We start from the raw sequence: 16137 nt of genomic DNA, 5'->3' as shown, positions 1-16137 counted from the left end.
TCGCCGAATGGAGCACCCATCTGCGTCGGGTAAACTCGAATGTCGGATTTGAGGGGTGTTTCGGTGGTCGACCTGGAGCTTGAACGGGAACAGAACTATGTGGCAACGCTGTACGCGCGTCTCGACGCGCTGCAACGGGAGGCCGAAGACCAGCTGACGGCGGTACGGCTGCTCGATGTCGGGGGAAATCACCAGACTCGCTCGGAGCGGGACACCTTCGCGCGCCTCTACGAGGACCGGATCGTGCAGTTGCGGGAGATCGACGACCGGCTGGCGTTCGGTCGGCTCGAACTCGCCGCGGACGATGCGAGCGGCGACTCCGTGTTCCGCTACATCGGCAGGGTCGGGCTGCGTGACGAAGAACTGCAGCCGATGCTGCTCGACTGGCGGGTGCCGCAGGCCAGTGCCTTCTACCAGGCGACGGCCGCGACTCCGCTGGGAGCCAGGGCCAGGCGTCACCTGCAGTCCAAGGGGCGGACCATCATCCGGATCGAGGACGAGATCCTCGACGCCGAACTGGTCGGCGGAGAGCCCTCCGAGCATCAGGGTGAGGGAGCATTGCTCTCCGCGCTGACCGCCCAGCGCACCGGGCACATGCCCGACATCGTCGCGACCATCCAGGCGGAACAGGACCGGATCATCCGCTCCGACCTCGCCGGAGTGCTCGTCGTCCAGGGCGGGCCAGGGACAGGCAAGACCGCCGTCGCGCTGCACCGTGCCGCGTACCTGCTCTACACGCATCGCGATCGCCTGAAGCACAACGGCGTGCTCATCGTGGGGCCATCCCGCTCGTTCCTGCAATATATCGAGGCAGTGCTGCCGTCGCTCGGCGAGACCGGAGTCGTTCTCGCGAGCGTGGGTCAGCTCTACCCTGGAGTCGAAGCGACCCGCGAGGACGCGCCAGCTGTCGCGGCGCTCAAGGGCCAGGGCTTCATGGCCGCGCTCGTGGCGCATGCGGTGCGCTCCAGACAGCGCATCCCCGTGGGCACCCGGCAGGCTCGAGGTCAACGGCGACAGGCTGACCCTGACCCCGCAGGCTCGTCGCGAACGCGATCGCCAAGGCCCGTGAGGGCGGAAAGCCGCACAACCTCGCGAGGGTCACGTTCGTGAAGACCGCGATCGGCGCCCTCGCGCGGGACTGGCTGCGGCAGTTGCAGCAGGGCGGCGCCTCGATGGACGAGAGCGACCTGCCGATGCTGCGCGAGGACCTGCGGCTTGCCCAGGACGTGCGCGTGGCGCTCAACACCGCATGGCTTCCGCTCACCCCCGAGAAGCTCGTGCAGGACCTCTACGCGCGCCCCCAGTGGCTCGCCGAACTCACCCCGGGCTGGAGTGCGGAGCAGCGGGCGCTCCTGCACCGGGCCAGGGACGCCGAGTTCACGATCGCCGACATCCCGCTGCTCGACGAGGCCGCCGAGCACCTCGGCGAGTACAACGTCGTCGACGTCGCACTCAGGCGCGAGCAGAAGGAACAGCGCAAACGCGACATCGAGAATGCCGAACTCGCGATCGCGAACATGGACGTGAAGGGCCTCGTCAACGCCCGCGCCCTCGCGGACAACTTCGCCGAGCTCGGCGACCGGGCCACGACCGCCGAGCGTGCGGCCGTCGACCGTACCTGGACCTACGGCCATGTCGTCGTCGACGAAGCGCAGGAGCTCTCACCCATGCAGTGGCGGCTCTTGCTGCGCCGTGGACCGCGCCGGTCGTTCACGGTCGTCGGCGACATCGCCCAGGCGGCGTCCGCCTCCGCCTCCGGCAGCTGGAAAGAGGCCCTCGCGCCTATCCTCGACGCCTCCCTCGAGGCCGGGCGCTGGCGCCTCGAGGAACTGACCGTGAACTACCGCACACCCCGACAGATCGCGACCGCGGCCGAGGACATGGCAATCGCGCATGGCCTGCCGGTGACGCCCTCGCGGTCGGTCCGTGCGAGTGAGTGGCCGATAGCCGTCGAAGCGGATGTCGCGACCGCGGTTCGCCGCGACCGCGCGCTGCGTGCGGGCGGCACCCTCGCCGTGATCGCAGCCGATGCGGCGTTGGAGGCCGTCGGGGCGGAACTCGCCGCCGAGTTCGGGGACCGGGTCGGTCTCGGCGCGCTCGGGCTGATGCGGGAGATCGCGCTCCTCGGCCCCCGAGACGCCAAGGGCCTCGAGTTCGACGCCGTGATCGTCGTCGATCCCGCCGGCATTGTGGCCGCCTCGGAGCGCGGGGCCGGAGCGCTGTACGTCGCCATGACCCGTGCGACGCAACGCCTCTACCTCGTCGCCGACGTGAACTCCCCGCTGCCCGCCGGCCTCAACCGCTGACCCCAACGCGCTGACCGCGCTGAGGTGTCGCACATCGACGTTCCCGGGCCTCGGGAACGTCGATCTGTGACACCTCAGAGCGAGAACGGGGTCAGGGGCTGGGCACCTCGAAGTACAGGTGGGCGTGCGCCCGGCAGCCGTCGTTGAAGGGCGCCGTGCAGTGCGGGCACTGGGTCGCCGTGCGGTAGCCGGTGATGCTCAGGGTGCTGCGGCAGACCCCGCAGAGGATCGCCCGTTCCGCCCACAGCCCGACCGGCCACTGCCGCGCGGCGTGATCGGCCGCGTCGGCGTGGCAGAGGTGACAGGGGTAGAACCGGTCGCAGCAGTAGAACCGGATCGCGACGACATCCGCTGCCGTGTTGTAGTGCACACACCGCGTCTGGTCGTCGACGGTCTCGCCGAAGACCTCTGGGGCCGTCACGCCCGGCCTTTCCGGGCCCGGCTGCTGCACCAGCGGCCGCCTACTTCTTGGCGGCTGCGGTGACCTGGTCCTGGACGAAGGTGGAGAACACCTTCGCGTCGGTCAGGGAGCCGGTGTATGCGACGCCGTTCACGAGCACGGTCGGGGTTCCGGCGACCTTGGTGAGGGTCGTCGAGTTGGGCAGCGGGCCGGCCAGGGCACGCTTGGTCGCGTTACCGACCCAGGACTTGAAGGTACCGTCGGTGATGCACTTCGTGACGCTCGCGTCCGTGACACCGGCCGTCGTGACGAGGCTCGTGAGTTCCTGGTCGGTGAGGCCTGCGGTGCTCTCAGCTGGTTGCTTGGCAAACAGGGCTGCGTTCACGGCGGGGAATGCGGCTGGCTGGGAGTTGGCCACGCACACGGCGGCGTTCGCGGCGCGGGTCGAGTACTTCGTCCCTGCCGAGTTGGCGTCGAGGATGGAGATCGGGTGGAACTCGAGCGTCGCGTTGCCCGCCGTGACCCACGAGTTGATCGCGGTGCCGTTGGTGGCCTCGAACTGGCCGCAATACGGGCACAGGTAGTCGGCGTAGACGACGATGTTCGCGGTGTTCGTGAGCTTCGTCTGGTCGGTCGCGACCGGCGCGGCGTCCGCGGCGAGGGCGACCGTGGGGACGGCGGTGATCGTGGTGCCGTCGCCCGTGAGCAGAACGCCATCGCTCGCCATGTTGAGGGGACCGGCCGCGGCGGGGCCGTTGCTGTTCACAATGACGAGGGCGACGACCACGGCGATCGCAACCAGGCCGGCGCCGATGCCGCCGCGCAGGAACAGCTTGTTTCGCTTGTCCTTCTTCTGCTGGGCTTCACGCATCAGGCGGGCGCTCTCCCGTGCCGCGTCGCGGCGGTCCTTCTTCGGGGGCGTGCCTTTGCCGGGGAGGTTGCTGTTCATAGACCCTGTACACCGTTTCGTCGCGAGTGACTTATCGAATTTAGGTTAGGCCGTCCACCTCCACGCCCCGTGCCATCGGGCTGGGAGCCAGCTGTGAGGAGGGTTGGAACCCGGTGCTGAGGTGCGGCGGCTGCCGGTACGCGGCCGGCCGGAATCAGGTCGCGACGGTCGACGACGACGTTCCGGGCCCGGGGGCCGGAAGGACGAGCGCTCGGGCGACCGCCGCGCGACCGACGGCGGCAAGGGACGCCGGCCCCGCCTCGGCGCCGGCACCGCTGCGCGGGACGGTCGAGAAGCCGAGGGAACGCTCGCCGAGCACGACCACCCGGCCACCGCCGGTCTCGAAGGAGCGCAGGCTCCGCCGTGAGCGATGTGCCGTCTGCATCCTCGGGAGACGGCGGTCCGGCGAGGATCAGGATCCGGGGGCGCTGCCCGCGCAGGGACCGGACGAGTGCGAGTTCACGGTCAGGGTCGCCGGCGGTGACGGTCACCGTGACGGTGAGGCCGGCATCCGCTGCCGCGTCGATCACGCCGGACGCGAGGAAGGCGTCGGACGGGTCCGCAATGTCGGAGACGAGGAGCGCGATCGTCCGGGTACTTCCCGTGGCCACCGCCTGCGCCGAGAGGTTGGGGGTGTAGCCGAGCTGGGCGGCGGCCGTGAAGACCCGGTCGCGGAAGTCGCCGTTGACGGTCCGGGAGCTCCCGTTGAGGGCGCGCGAAGCGGTGGCGAGGGACACCCCGGCGGCGGTGGCCACGTCGAGCAGGGTGGGCAGCCTGGATGACGGACTCATCGGTCCATCCCCTTCCTGGGGCTGGAGGGCCGGGTCGCGGTTCGGGTCGCGGTTCGGCAGATGCCTGTCATTGTGGCATGCCGGGCGGGGGGATGGCGCTCGGGAGCCTGAGACTCTCCTGCAGAACCGAGAAAAGCCCCCGGCCGTGGGGCGGCCGGGGGGATTCCTGCTCGCCGGCGGTGGGTCAGGCCTCCACGCGGTGTGCGGCGTACTGCGAGCGGATGACGGGGCGGAAGTCGATCGCCGGCTCCGCCGCGAGCGAGATGCGCCACTCCGGTCGCGCTCCCGTCAGCGTCCACGCCGCCTGGATGGCCGCACCGTCGGCGACATACTCGCCGGGGGACGGAACGACGACGGGGGTGTCGAAGAGCTGCGCCGCGATGCCGCGGACAGCGGGGTTCTGCGCGGCGCCGCCGATCAGGAGCACGCGGGAGACGACGACTCCCTGGCCGCGCACGGCCTCGAGGCCGTCGGCGAGCCCGCAGAGCAGGCCCTCGATCGCCGCGCGGGCGAGGTTCGGCCGGGTGGTCGAGGCGAGGGTGAGCCCGAAGAGCGTCGCGGTCGCGTGCGGCAGGTTCGGGGTGCGCTCGCCTTCGAAGTAGGGCTGGAGTACGAGGCCGTTCGCGCCGGGCTCCGCCTCGAGGGCGAGGCGGCCGAGCTCGTCGTGGTCCACGCCGAGGAGTCCGCGCACCGCGTCGAGCACGCGCGCGGCGTTGAGCGTCGCGACGAGCGGAAGGAACAGCCCGCTCGCGTCGGCGAACCCGGCGACCGTGCCCGTCGCATCCGTTGCCGGGGTCGTGGTCACCGCGAAGACAGTGCCGCTCGTGCCGATCGACACGATGACGTCGCCGTCGCCCGCTCCGAGGCCGAGGGCGGCGCCCGCGTTGTCGCCGGCGCCGACGCCGACGACGATGCCGGCGGGCAACCAATTCGACGGAGATTTCGGGTCGATAAACGATGTACCGGTCGTCTCAGCTATCGAACCGGCAGAATCTCCGTCGAATTCGTCGGTGGCGGCGAGGCTGAGCGCGACCGTCTCTCCGGCGATGTCACCGGGGCCGAGCACTCGGGGCAGCACTGCCTGGTGCCCTAGGGCGCGCTCGAAGAGGTCGAGGTCGTACTCGCCGGTGCTGGGCGACCAGTACCCGGTGCCACTCGCGTCGGAACGGTCGGTGGTCAGCTCGGTCAGGTCGGGGCCGAGGGGGCTCTCGTCGGCCGGGCCGAAGCCGCGCAGCCGCCAGGTGAGCCAGTCGTGGGGAGAGTGCGACCGCGGCCACGCGCGCGGCGTTGCCCGGTTCGGCGTCGCGCAGCCAGCGCAGCTTGGTCGCGGTGAACGAGGCGACGGGCACGAGGCCGGTGCGCTGGGCGTATTCGGCGGCTCCGACCTCGTCGATCAGCTCTGCGGCGGCCGGGGCGCTGCGGGTGTCGTTCCAGAGCAGGGCGGGGCGGATGACGTGACCGTCGATGTCGAGGACCACCATGCCGTGCTGCTGGGCAGCGATCGAGATCGCGGCGACATCGCCCAGTCCGCCGGCGTCGGCGACAGCGACCTGCAGTGCGTCCCACCATTCCTGCGGGTCGACCTCTGTTCCCTCGGGATGCACGGCGCGGCCGCTGCGCACGAGCGCACCGGTTTCCGTGTCACGAACGACGACCTTGCAACTTTGGGTCGAGGAATCGACTCCGGCAACCAGTGACATGACTACATTCTCCGCTTCGAGAGGGGTGACGTGCGGGTGAGGACGTGCGGGTGACGTGCGCGAACGCGCCCCGGCCGGTTTGTCGCGCCCCCCAGATGAGCGTGACACGCCGGCCGGGGCGCGCAGGTTTGCTGTGTGTTAGTTGCGGGCGCCGAGCAGGTGCTCGAGGGCCAGCTGCTGCAGGCGGACGAAGCCGAAGCCCTTGCCACCGAAGTACGCGTCGGTGTCGAAGTCTTCGTAGGAGGCGCGGTCGGCGAGCAGGTCGTCGTAGGTTTCGCCTTCGCCGAGGGTCGGCAGCGCGAGGTCGGGCACCTTGGCGGCGGCGAGCATCTGCTGCACTTCGGGGTCGGCACGGAAGGACGCGGCGCGTTCCTTGAGGAGCAGGTACGTCTGGATGTTGGCCTTGGCGGAGTCCCAGACGCCCGTGATGTCCTCGGTGCGGCTCGGCTTGTAGTCGAAGTGGCGCGGGCCCTCATAGGCCTGGCCGCCGTTCGGGCCGCCGTTTTCGAGCAGGTCGACCAGGGCGAAGGCGTTGTGCAGGTCGCCGTGGCCGAAGACGAGGTCCTGGTCGTACTTGATGCCGCGCTGGCCGTTGAGGTCGATGTGGAAGAGTTTGCCCTGGTAGAGCGCCTGGGCGATGCCGGCGGCGAAGTTGAGCCCGGCCATCTGCTCGTGGCCGACCTCGGGGTTCACGCCGACCATTTCGGGGCGGTCGAGGGTCGTGATGAACGCCATCGCGTGGCCGATCGTCGGCAGCAGGATGTCGCCGCGGGGTTCGTTCGGCTTGGGCTCGATCGCGAAGCGGAGGTCGTAGCCCTTGTCCGTGACGTAGTCGCCGAGCAGGTTGACGGCCTCGCGGTAGCGGAGAGAGAGCCGAGCGGATGTCCTTGGCCGAGTCGTACTCCGCGCCTTCGCGCCCGCCCCACATCACGAAGGTCTTCGCGCCGAGCTCGGCGGCGAGGTCGATGTTGCGCAGCACCTTGCGCAGGGCGAAGCGACGGACGCTGCGGTCGTTCGAGGTGAAGCCGCCGTCCTTGAAGACGGGCTCGCTGAACAGGTTCGTCGTGATCATCGGAATAATCAGGCCGGTGTCCGCACAGGCCTGCTTCACGCGGTCGATCTGCGACTGGCGCTTCTCTTCCGTGCAGCCGAACGGGAACAGGTCGTTGTCGTGGAAGGTCAGGCCGTACGCCCCGATTTTCGCCAGGTTCTCCACGGCGTCGACGACGTCGAGCGGCGGACGGGTCGGACCGCCGAACGGGTCAGCGCCGTTGTAGCCGATGGTCCAGAGGCCAAAGGAGAATTTGTCTGCGGGGGTAGGCGTGATGGCCATGAGGTTCCTTGTCTGTCAGCGACGTTGATGATTTGTTGTAGCTATAAACATATTAGGGGAAAAGCGGATGCTGCGCTACCGTTCCCGCGCAATCGGTGCGACCGGAAATGGGCTGGTCGCGCCCACTGTCGCCGTTGCCGCCGAGTGTCGCCGTTGTATGGGCGACACTCGGCGAGAACGGCGACGAAGGGTGGGCGGGCGGCGGCGGGTCAGAGCGGGGTGACCGTCGCCGCGGCCACGAGGACACGGGTGTGGTCGACGGTGCGCACCGGACCGGTGAGTTGCAGGGCGAGGGTCGCGGCGAACGAAGCGCTCGAGTGCCCGAGTCGCAGGCTCGAGAGCGCCGGGTTCGACGATGCGGTCGCCGGCCCTGCCCGTGAACGCGGCGAGATCGGCGTGCACCGCGAACTCGACGCGGGCGCTCTCACCGGCCCCGAGCTCGACCCGCGCGTAGCCGATCAACCGGTTCACCGGCCGCACGACCGAGGCGACCGGGTCGTGCAGGTAGAGCTGCACGACGTCCGCACCGGGGCGGGCGCCCGTGTTCGTGACCGTGAGCGCGACCGTTGTTGCGGTATCCGTGGTCATCGAGGCCGCGCCGATCGCGGGGTCGGTCCAGTCGAAGCCGCTGTAACCGAGGCCGTGGCCGAACGGGAAGCGCGCGGTCGGGTCGAGGTTGGAGACCTCGTTCCGGCTTCCGAGCGGCGCGGCGAGGTACCCGCCGGGCTGGCCGCCCGCACGATTCGGCACGCTCACCGGCAGCCGGCCGGACGGGTTCACCCGGCCACTGATCACGCCGGCGAGGGCGCCTGCGCCCTCCTCACCGGGGAAGAACGACTGCAGCACGGCTGCGGCCCGTTCGGGCGCATCGTGCAGGAAGTACGGGCGTCCGGCGACGAGCACGGTCACGACGGGGGTACCGCTCGCGAGGACCGCGTCGAGCAGCGGCCATTGCCGTCCGGGCAGGCTCGAGCGACTCGGCGTCGCAGCCCTCCCCGCTGGTCCCGCGCCCGAACAGGCCTGGCCGGTCGCCGAGCACGATGATGACGAGGTCGGCGTCGGCCGCGGCTCGTGCCGCCGACGCGATGCCGGTCTCGTCCGTCCCGTCGACGGTCACGCCGGGGGAGTAGGTCACGGTCGCTGCGGGGTATTCGCTGCGCACGGCCTCGAGCACGGTGCGGATCTCAATGCCGATCGGCACCTCGGGGTGCAGGGTGCCGACATGGCCGGGGAACGAGTAGCACCCGAGCAGGTTGAGCGCGTCGTCCGCGTTGGGGCCGACGACCGCGATCCGCAGTGGTGCGCCAGCGGATGCCGGTGCGACGGGCAACAGTCCGTCGTTCGTCAGCAGCACGACCGATTGCTCGGCGATCCGACGTGCGACGCTCCGGCTGGCGGTGGGGTCAAGATCGACCCGCCCGCGTACGGCCTCGACGTCGGTGAGATCGGCGTCGGTCCAGCCGGCCGGGAGCGGGGACCAGTCTGCATCGAGCAGGCCGAGGTCGAGCTTCTGCAGCAGCACGCGCCGGGCGGCGCGGTCGACGTAGTCGCTCGAGAGCCGGCCGGCCTCGATCTCGGCGAGGAGCGGTTCGGCGAAGGTCTTGACGGTCGGCAGGCTCCACGTCGACGCCGGCGCGCAGGGCCTGCACCGCGGCATCCCCCCAGGTCTCGGCGATCGAGTGCAGGGTCTTCAGGAAGGCGATGCCGAAGTAGTCGGCGACGACCGTCCCGGTGAAGCCCCAGGTGTCGCGGAGGAGCCCGGTGAGCACGGTCGGGTCCGCGGCCGTCGGCACGCCGTCGATGTCGGTGTACGCGTGCATCACGGAACGGACCCCGCTTTCGCGCACCGCCATCTCGAACGGCGGGACGAGCACGTCGTTGAATTCGCGGCGGCCGATCGAGACGGGGGCGAGGTTGCGGCCGGCCTTCGACGCGGAATAGCCGATGAAGTGCTTGAGGGTCGCGACGATGCCTGCGGATTCGAGGCCGCGCACATAGGCGGTCGCGATGGTGCCGACGAGGGTCGGGTCCTCGCCGATCGTCTCTTCGACGCGGCCCCAGCGGGCGTCGCGCACGACGTCGAGCACCGGGGCGAGGCCCTGGTGTACGCCGACGGAGCGCATGCTCGCGCCGATCCGGCCCGACATCTCCTGCACGAGGCCGGGGTCGAAGGTCGCGCCCCAGGCCAGCGGCACCGGGTAGGCGGTCGCGCCCCACGCGGTGAAGCCGGCGAGGCACTCCTCGTGGGCAAGGGCCGGGATGCCGAAGCGGCCGGCCGCGACGATGCGGCGCTGGCTGCGCGCGAGGGAGACGATGCCGACGGCGGCGTCGACGGGCCCGGAGCCGAACGGCCGGGTCAGCTGGCCGAGGCCGTGCGGGAGGAGTTCGTCGAGGTCGAGGGCGTCTTCCATATCGTGCTGGTACGGGGCGACGCCGCCGCCGTCGTTGGAGGCGCCGACCCAGACTCCGTAGAGCTGGGCGACCTTCTCGCGCAGGGTCATCGCGGCGAGGAGGGTGTCGACGCGCTCGGCGGGGGAGCGCGCGGTGTCCTGCCAGGCGTGCGGTGCGGCATCCGCCTGGGCGGGGACCTGGGACGGAGCGGGGGAGAGTGTGTCTGTCATGGTTACTTGCCTCCGACGCCCATGAGGCCCTGAACGAGGGCGCGCCGGGCGAATAGGTACACGAAGAGAACCGGGAGCATCGAGAGCAGCACAGCCGCCATCAGCCCCGGAATGTTGACACCGTACTGCGACTGGAAGTCGAACAGGCCGAGGGTGATCACCTTGGTCGAGGCCGACTGGGTCAGGATCAGGGGGAAGAGGAACCCGTTCCAGGCCTGCAGCGCGGAGAAGACGATGATCGTCGAGATGCCGCTCTTGGAGAGGGGCAGCACGAGCTGGAAGAAGCTGCGCATCGGCGTCGCACCGTCCATGGCCATGGCCTCGTAGAGCTCCGGGGTGATGTCGCGCATGCTGCCGGTCAGGATCAGGGTGCAGATCGGCAGGCAGAACGCCGCCGTCGGCAGGATGATGCCGATCAGGCTGTCGTAGAGCCCGGCGACAGAGATCAGGTAGAAGATCGGCACGATGACGGCCTGGGCCGGGATCGCGAGCCCGAGCAGGAAGGTGCGGAAGATCAGCGAGATGCCCCGGCTCCGGCTGCGGACGACCGCATAGGAGAGCGGCGGCACGACGAGCACGACGATCGCGACGACGCTCACCGTGACGATGACGGTGTTCCAGACATAGGTGAGGAACCCGCCGGTGACGAGGGCGCCGAAGTTGTCGAGGGTGAACGAGCTCGGCAATGACAAGGGGCCGGCGGATGCGTAGCCCTGCTGCGTCTGGATCGTGGCCGTGACCATGACGTAGATCGGGACGAGGACGATCAGGAGCCAGATGATGCTGCCGGCCCCGGCGAAGTAGTTCGGTCTGGGCTTCATCAGATGCCTTCCTGGGCGCTGTTCATCTTGTCGTAGCCGGTGGCCCTGACCATGATGAGCGAGATGGCCGTCGCGATGACCACGAGCACGAGCGCGATCGCGCTGCCGACGCCGAAGTCGAAGGACTGGAACGCCTTCCGGTACATGTAGTACGGCGTGATCGTGGTGTCGGTGCCCGGGCCACCCTTGGTCAGGATGAGCACGGTGTCGAACGTGGTGAGGCCGCCGACGACCATCAGGATGCCGGAGGTCACGATGGTGTTGCGCAGCTGCGGCAGGGTGATGCTGAAGAACTTCCGCATCGTGCCGGCACCGTCGATCTCGGCGGCCTGGTACAGCACGGGCGGAACCGAGCGGGCGGCGCCCTGGTAGAGCAGGGTGTGCAGCGGAGTGAACTGCCAGGCGCCGACGAAGGTCAGCACGGCGATCGCGCCGGCCTGGCTGCCGAGCAGGTTGCCGTCGCCGCCGAAGATCCCGGCCAGCTGGCCGGGGATGCCGAAGTTCGGGTCGAGCAGGGCCCGCCAGAGCACCGAGACGGCCGCGGAGGAGAGCAGCAACGGGATGAAGTAGATCGCGGAGAGGACGGCGCGGTTCTTCTGCTGTCCCGCGGCCCAGACGCCGAGCAGGATGCTCAGTGGGGTCTGGATGAGGACGCCGAGCAGGGTGAGCAGGGCGCTCAGCCAGAGGCTCTGCATCATGACCTTGTCGCCGAGGAGCTTGTTCCAGTTGTCGAGTCCGTTGAACTCGGGAGAGCCGAGTCCGCTCCAGCTCGTGAAGGACATCACCGCGACGCCGATGAGGGGGACGATCGCGAAGAGGGCGAAGAAGATTGTGGCGGGGAGGGCCCAGGCGAAACCCGGGCGGCCCACGTTGGGGCCGCCCGAGTGCCGTGAGCGCCCGGTGGTTGGACGCTTCATGGTCAGTTTCCTAGAGTGCCTGCATCGCGGAGATGAAGCCGGCGACGTCGAGCTTGCCGGTGAAGAACTGCGAGACCGCGGTCTTCAGGTCAGCGGACGCCGACTGGGGGTATGCCTGGTCCCAGGAGAGCTGGAACGCGGGTGCGTCCTTGACCAGGTTGAACTGGAAGGTCGCGTATGCCGGGTCGGCGGCCTGGTCGAGGAATTTCTCGGTCGTGGTCGTCGTGGGGAGGTTGCCGATGGCCAACTGGGCCTGGACGAACTCGTCGGAGTACATCAGCTTCAGGAAGTCGCGGGCGGTGTCCGGGTAGCGGGTGGCCTTGATGACCGAGTAGTAGTTGTTGGTGTTGCCGACGAGGTCTGCGCCGTCACCCTTGCCATCGGCGATCGACGGGAAGCCGGTGTAGCCGAGGTTGGCTTCGGTCCACGCCTTGTCCGCAGTCTGCTGGGTGGAGTACTCCCACGAGCCCATGAGCTCGAAGGCGGCCTTGCCGGTGCGGAGCAGTGCGGGCGAGCCACCGTCGACGAAGCTCACGGAGTCGAAGTTGGTGCCGAAGGCGCCCGCGTCGATGAGGGACTTGAGCTTGGTGAGTGCTGCCTTGCCGTCAGCGGAGTCCCAGACGGTGGTGTCGCCGCCGATGGCCTTCGTGAGGAGGTCGGGGCCGGCAACACGGTCGAAGAGGTACTCGAACCACATCAGGGTCGGCCACTGGTCGGCGCCGCCGAGGGCGATCGGGGTGATTCCCTTCGCCGTGAGGACCTTGACGTCGGCGAGCAGGTCGTCCCACGTCTTCGGTGCGGTGATCCCCGCATCCGTCAGGACCTGCTTGTTGTTGAACAGGATGACCGGCTGGGTGCCGCGCATCGGGATGCCGTACGGAACTTCGTCGATCGCGGCGGCGTTGAAGACGGAGGGCAGGAAGCTCGACTGGAGGGCCGGGTCCGTCTTGATCATGTCGGTGAGCGGCAGGAGAAGGTTGGCCTTGACGAACGGCTGGATGCTGCCGCCGCCCCAGTTGAAGAAGACGTCGGGCGCCGCGTCGGTGCTGATGATCGTCTGGAGCTTCTGCTGGTAGTTCGCGCCGGGGATCCGGTCGAGGATGACCTGGACCTTCGAGGTGGCGTTGAATTTGTCGACCATCGCCTGTTCGACGGTGTTGCCCGCGTCTCCGTAGACGGCGACGTGGATGACATTCTCCGGACGGTTGCTGTTTGCTGTGCTGCCTGATGTGCCGGAGCACGCGGAGAGCGTGACTCCCAACGCGAGTACTGCGGATGCGGCGACGGCTCGTTTGAGCCACCTGCTCGTGTTCGACATTGAACGCCTCTCGAAAGTTTCGGCATAGTTGCCGAAAGTGATTAGGATGACTGGAGTCTATGGCGCAGGGTTTGTTGCGTCAAGCGACAAACCAAACGGATGCACGAGGCCGAGGCTTCGGGGAAGAATGAGCCCATGTCGATCGTCGAAGAAGGCCGGGAGAGCCCGGACCGCGTGACCCTCTCGGCGATCGCCGCGCTCGCGGCCGTGTCGCTCTCCACCGTCTCCAAGGTGCTCAACGGGCGCGGCGACGTCGCCCCGGCGACGCGCACCCGGGTCGAGGACCTGCTGTCCCGCAACGGGTACAGCAGGCGCGGCGACGCCGCGGCCTCCGCTCCCCTGCTCGAGCTCGTCTTCCACGAGCTCGAGAGCGTCTGGGCGATCGAGATCATCCGCGGGGTCGAGCGCGTCGCGCGGGCGAACGGGCTCAGCATCGTGCTCACCGAGAGCGGCGACCGGCACGCGCCCTCGGTCGAGTGGATCGACGGCGTGATCGCCCGCAATCCGGTCGGGGTGATCCTGGTCTTCTCCGACCTCTCGGGAGAGCAGAAGCAGAAGCTCGCGACCCGCGGCATCCCCTTCGTCGTCGTCGACCCGGCGGGGGAGCCCACCCCGGACGTGCCCTCGATCGGCTCGGCGAACTGGTCAGGCGGCCTCGCGGCGACCCGGCACCTCATCGACCTCGGGCACACCCGGATCGGCATGATCGGCGGGCCCGTCGACATGCTCTGTTCGATCGCTCGGATCGGCGGTTACCGCGCCGCGCTCGAAGCGGCCGGCATCGCCTACGACTCCGCACTCGTGCTCGACGGTGACTTCCACCCGGAGGGGGCCCGGGTGCGCGCGGTCGAGCTGCTCGACCGGCCGGACCGGCCGACCGCCATTTTCGCGGGGAGCGACCTCCAGGCCATGGGCGTGTACGAGGCGGCCAGGGCGCTGGGGCTGCGCATCCCGGCCGACCTCTCGGTCGTCGGCTACGACGACCTCCCCCTCGCCCGGTGGGTCGGACCGCCGCTCACGACGATCCGGCAGTCGCTCACCGAGATGGCCGAGGCCGCGGCCAACCTCGCGGTCAGCATGCGGCACTCCCCGGGCGGCACCGTGCAGCGGATGGACCTGGCGACGAGCCTCGTCACCCGCCACAGCACGGCCCCGCTCGCCTGACCTCGAATCCATTCGACGGACTTTTTGGGTTTTTGCGCGTGGGAGCGCGTTTGAAGGGCTTTCCGGGCAAAAACTCCGTCGAATTGGTTAGGGGAGCGGCACGTAGTCGAAGGCGGTGACCGTGACCGGGTGGCCGGGCTCCCCGCTCACGAAGGGCCCGACGAGGGTGCCCACGAAGCCGCCGGCGCGCTCGGTCGTCAGGAGGGCGGCATCCGTCAGGGCGATGACCCGCGTCTCGCCGGTCACCGAGACCGCGAACTCGACCCCAGCGGCGGACAGCTCGGCGGTGAGGTCGAGCACGGAGCCCGTCGCAACGGGGCCGATCGGCACCCTGCCGAGGACCGTGTCGACACCGTCGGCGCGCGCGATCGCGGTCGCGGCCCAGCCGGCCGGCGCGTGCGCGAGCTCGAGGCGCAGGCCGAAATCCCCGCTCTGCCGCAGGGCGAGCCCGGTCGTGACCCCCGGGTGCGGCAGCACCAGGTGGATGCCCGCCCGCACGTCGGGATGCCGCAGCCGATACCCGAGGAACGCGGCCGGCGTCCCCGTCACGGGCTGTAGTGCCGATGTCGGTGTCGGCCCGGCGGGGGCCGTGGACGCGGGCGGCGGCGCAGGAGCCTCGAGGTGCAACCCGGCAGCCGAGGTGTGCGCTCCCGGCACCGGCCCGCGCACGCCGAGCCAGTGCGCCGCGAGCGGCCCGGGCGGGAACGTGTCATGCAGTTCGGCCGGGGTCGGCGCATCCGCGCTCGTGAACGGTGTGCTGCCGCGCTCGCCGAGCCTGCCGGCACCCGGGTTGAATACGGGCCAGCCGGACTCCCAGGCGACGGGTGCGAGGAAGGTCTCCCTGCCGAGCACGTGCCCGCCCGCCCGGACCCGGACGCCGAGGGCGAGGGCCCACCAGGAGCCGTCCCCCGCCTCGACGAGGTCGGCGTGCCCGACGTTCTGCACCCTCGCGGTAGCCCCCAGTTGACGGTGGCTGAGGACCGGATTGCCGGGGTTCCCGACGTATGGGCCCGTGACGGACCGGGACCTGGCGACCGAGACGGCGTGGTTCCGTTCGGTGCCGCCCTCGGCGGCGAGGAGGTGGATCCACCCGTCGTGCGCGTAGAGGTGCGGTCCCTCCGCCCACACCGCACCCGTGACCGCGCCGTTCCAGAGGATGTGTTCCTGGCCGAAGAGTCGCCCGGCGACCGGGTCGAGCTCGCGGAGCCAGATTTCGGTCTGGGCGGGGTATGCGCCGGGTTCGACGAGGCGGCAGCCGGCCCACCAGGCCCTGCCTTCGTGGAAGAAGATCGTCGGATCGATGCCACGCGCGCCCTCAAGGAACACCGGATCGGACCAGGGGCCGGCCGGGTCGGTCGCGGTCAGGAGGAACGACGCGTCCGCCGCGCCGCCGACGACCGTGCAGGCGAGGAAGAACACGCCGTCGTGATGGCGCAGGGTCGGGGCGTAGAGGCCGCCGGAGTCAGGGACTCCGGCGAGGTCGAGCAGGCGCGCCTGGCCGGGGCGGTCGACCGCGTGGCCGACGGGCGTCCAGGTGACGAGGTCGGTGCTCGAGTGCAGCGGGAGGCCGGGGAAGTACTCGAACGACGAGTTGGCGAGGTAGAAGGTGTCGCCGACCCGGCAGACCGAGGGATCCGGGTACATTCCGGGCAGGACCGGATTCGCGAAGACCGTCATGCTTGACCACCCTAGTGACCGGACCGACGGCATCCGTGCCCCACGACCCGTTTAAGTCGATTGTCACAACAAAACGAGTGAGGGGGTGGTTCTGGTTCGCTGGTTCATGGTCCAGACTGTGCGACAAGGCATTTATCAGC

8 protein-coding genes and 4 pseudogenes are annotated in these 16137 nt (G+C 69.6%); 2 read left to right on the top strand and 10 right to left on the bottom strand.

Going from position 1 to position 16137, the window contains the following annotated elements; genetic code table 11:
* Window positions 1-39 precede the first annotated feature (39 nt).
* Window positions 40-2306: pseudogene (locus KIV56_RS20360) on the top strand (HelD family protein).
* A 91-nt stretch (window positions 2307-2397) separates the two neighbouring features.
* On the opposite strand, the gene KIV56_RS09090 reads toward KIV56_RS20360, so the two are convergent.
* The 9 genes and pseudogenes from KIV56_RS09090 to KIV56_RS09050 form a co-directional block, all read right to left on the bottom strand.
* Entirely contained in the window at window positions 2398-2727 is a 330-nt protein-coding gene (locus KIV56_RS09090) for a CHY zinc finger protein (protein WP_281535962.1), read from the bottom strand.
* 40 nt (window positions 2728-2767) lie between these two features.
* Entirely contained in the window at window positions 2768-3655 is an 888-nt protein-coding gene (locus KIV56_RS09085; RefSeq protein WP_281535961.1) for a DsbA family protein, read from the bottom strand.
* Window positions 3652-4446, bottom strand: a complete 795-nt coding sequence (locus tag KIV56_RS09080; protein ID WP_281535960.1) for a LacI family DNA-binding transcriptional regulator — start codon at window positions 4444-4446, stop codon at window positions 3652-3654. The genes KIV56_RS09085 and KIV56_RS09080 overlap by 4 nt, the downstream gene beginning before the upstream one ends.
* A gap of 184 nt (window positions 4447-4630) precedes the next feature.
* Window positions 4631-6146: pseudogene (locus KIV56_RS09075) on the bottom strand (xylulokinase).
* 138 nt (window positions 6147-6284) lie between these two features.
* Window positions 6285-7479, bottom strand: a pseudogene (xylA, locus tag KIV56_RS09070) (xylose isomerase).
* A gap of 209 nt (window positions 7480-7688) precedes the next feature.
* A pseudogene (locus tag KIV56_RS20355) lies at window positions 7689-10100 on the bottom strand (beta-glucosidase).
* Window positions 10101-10102: 2 nt separating this feature from the next.
* Window positions 10103-10921 (bottom strand): carbohydrate ABC transporter permease, encoded by an 819-nt coding sequence (locus KIV56_RS09060; protein ID WP_134446835.1) that lies wholly within the window; start codon window positions 10919-10921, stop codon window positions 10103-10105.
* Window positions 10921-11838 carry a carbohydrate ABC transporter permease gene (locus tag KIV56_RS09055; protein ID WP_281535959.1) on the bottom strand — a complete coding sequence of 306 codons (918 nt, stop codon included), beginning with the start codon at window positions 11836-11838 and terminating at the stop codon, window positions 10921-10923. The genes KIV56_RS09060 and KIV56_RS09055 overlap by 1 nt, the downstream gene beginning before the upstream one ends.
* 10 nt (window positions 11839-11848) lie before the next feature.
* The gene (locus KIV56_RS09050) at window positions 11849-13156 is read right to left on the bottom strand and encodes an ABC transporter substrate-binding protein (RefSeq protein ID WP_281535958.1); all 1308 of its coding nucleotides are present in this window, start codon (window positions 13154-13156) and stop codon (window positions 11849-11851) included.
* A 135-nt stretch (window positions 13157-13291) separates the two neighbouring features.
* Here KIV56_RS09050 and KIV56_RS09045 point away from each other — a divergent pair, with 135 nt between their 5' ends.
* Complete coding sequence (locus tag KIV56_RS09045) at window positions 13292-14320, top strand: LacI family DNA-binding transcriptional regulator (protein ID WP_281535957.1); 1029 nt, start codon at window positions 13292-13294, stop codon at window positions 14318-14320.
* An 87-nt stretch (window positions 14321-14407) separates the two neighbouring features.
* On the opposite strand, the gene KIV56_RS09040 is transcribed toward KIV56_RS09045, so the two are convergent.
* The gene (locus KIV56_RS09040) at window positions 14408-15997 is read right to left on the bottom strand and encodes a glycoside hydrolase family 43 protein (RefSeq protein WP_281535956.1); all 1590 of its coding nucleotides are present in this window, start codon (window positions 15995-15997) and stop codon (window positions 14408-14410) included.
* Window positions 15998-16137 lie beyond the last annotated feature (140 nt).

Origin of the sequence: Cryobacterium breve, assembly GCF_027594785.1 — a bacterium.
In the GTDB taxonomy this organism is placed as follows: domain Bacteria; phylum Actinomycetota; class Actinomycetes; order Actinomycetales; family Microbacteriaceae; genus Cryobacterium; species Cryobacterium breve_A.
Note: the sequence above shows the minus strand (reverse complement) of the source record. Positions and strands in the feature narration are given on the sequence as shown.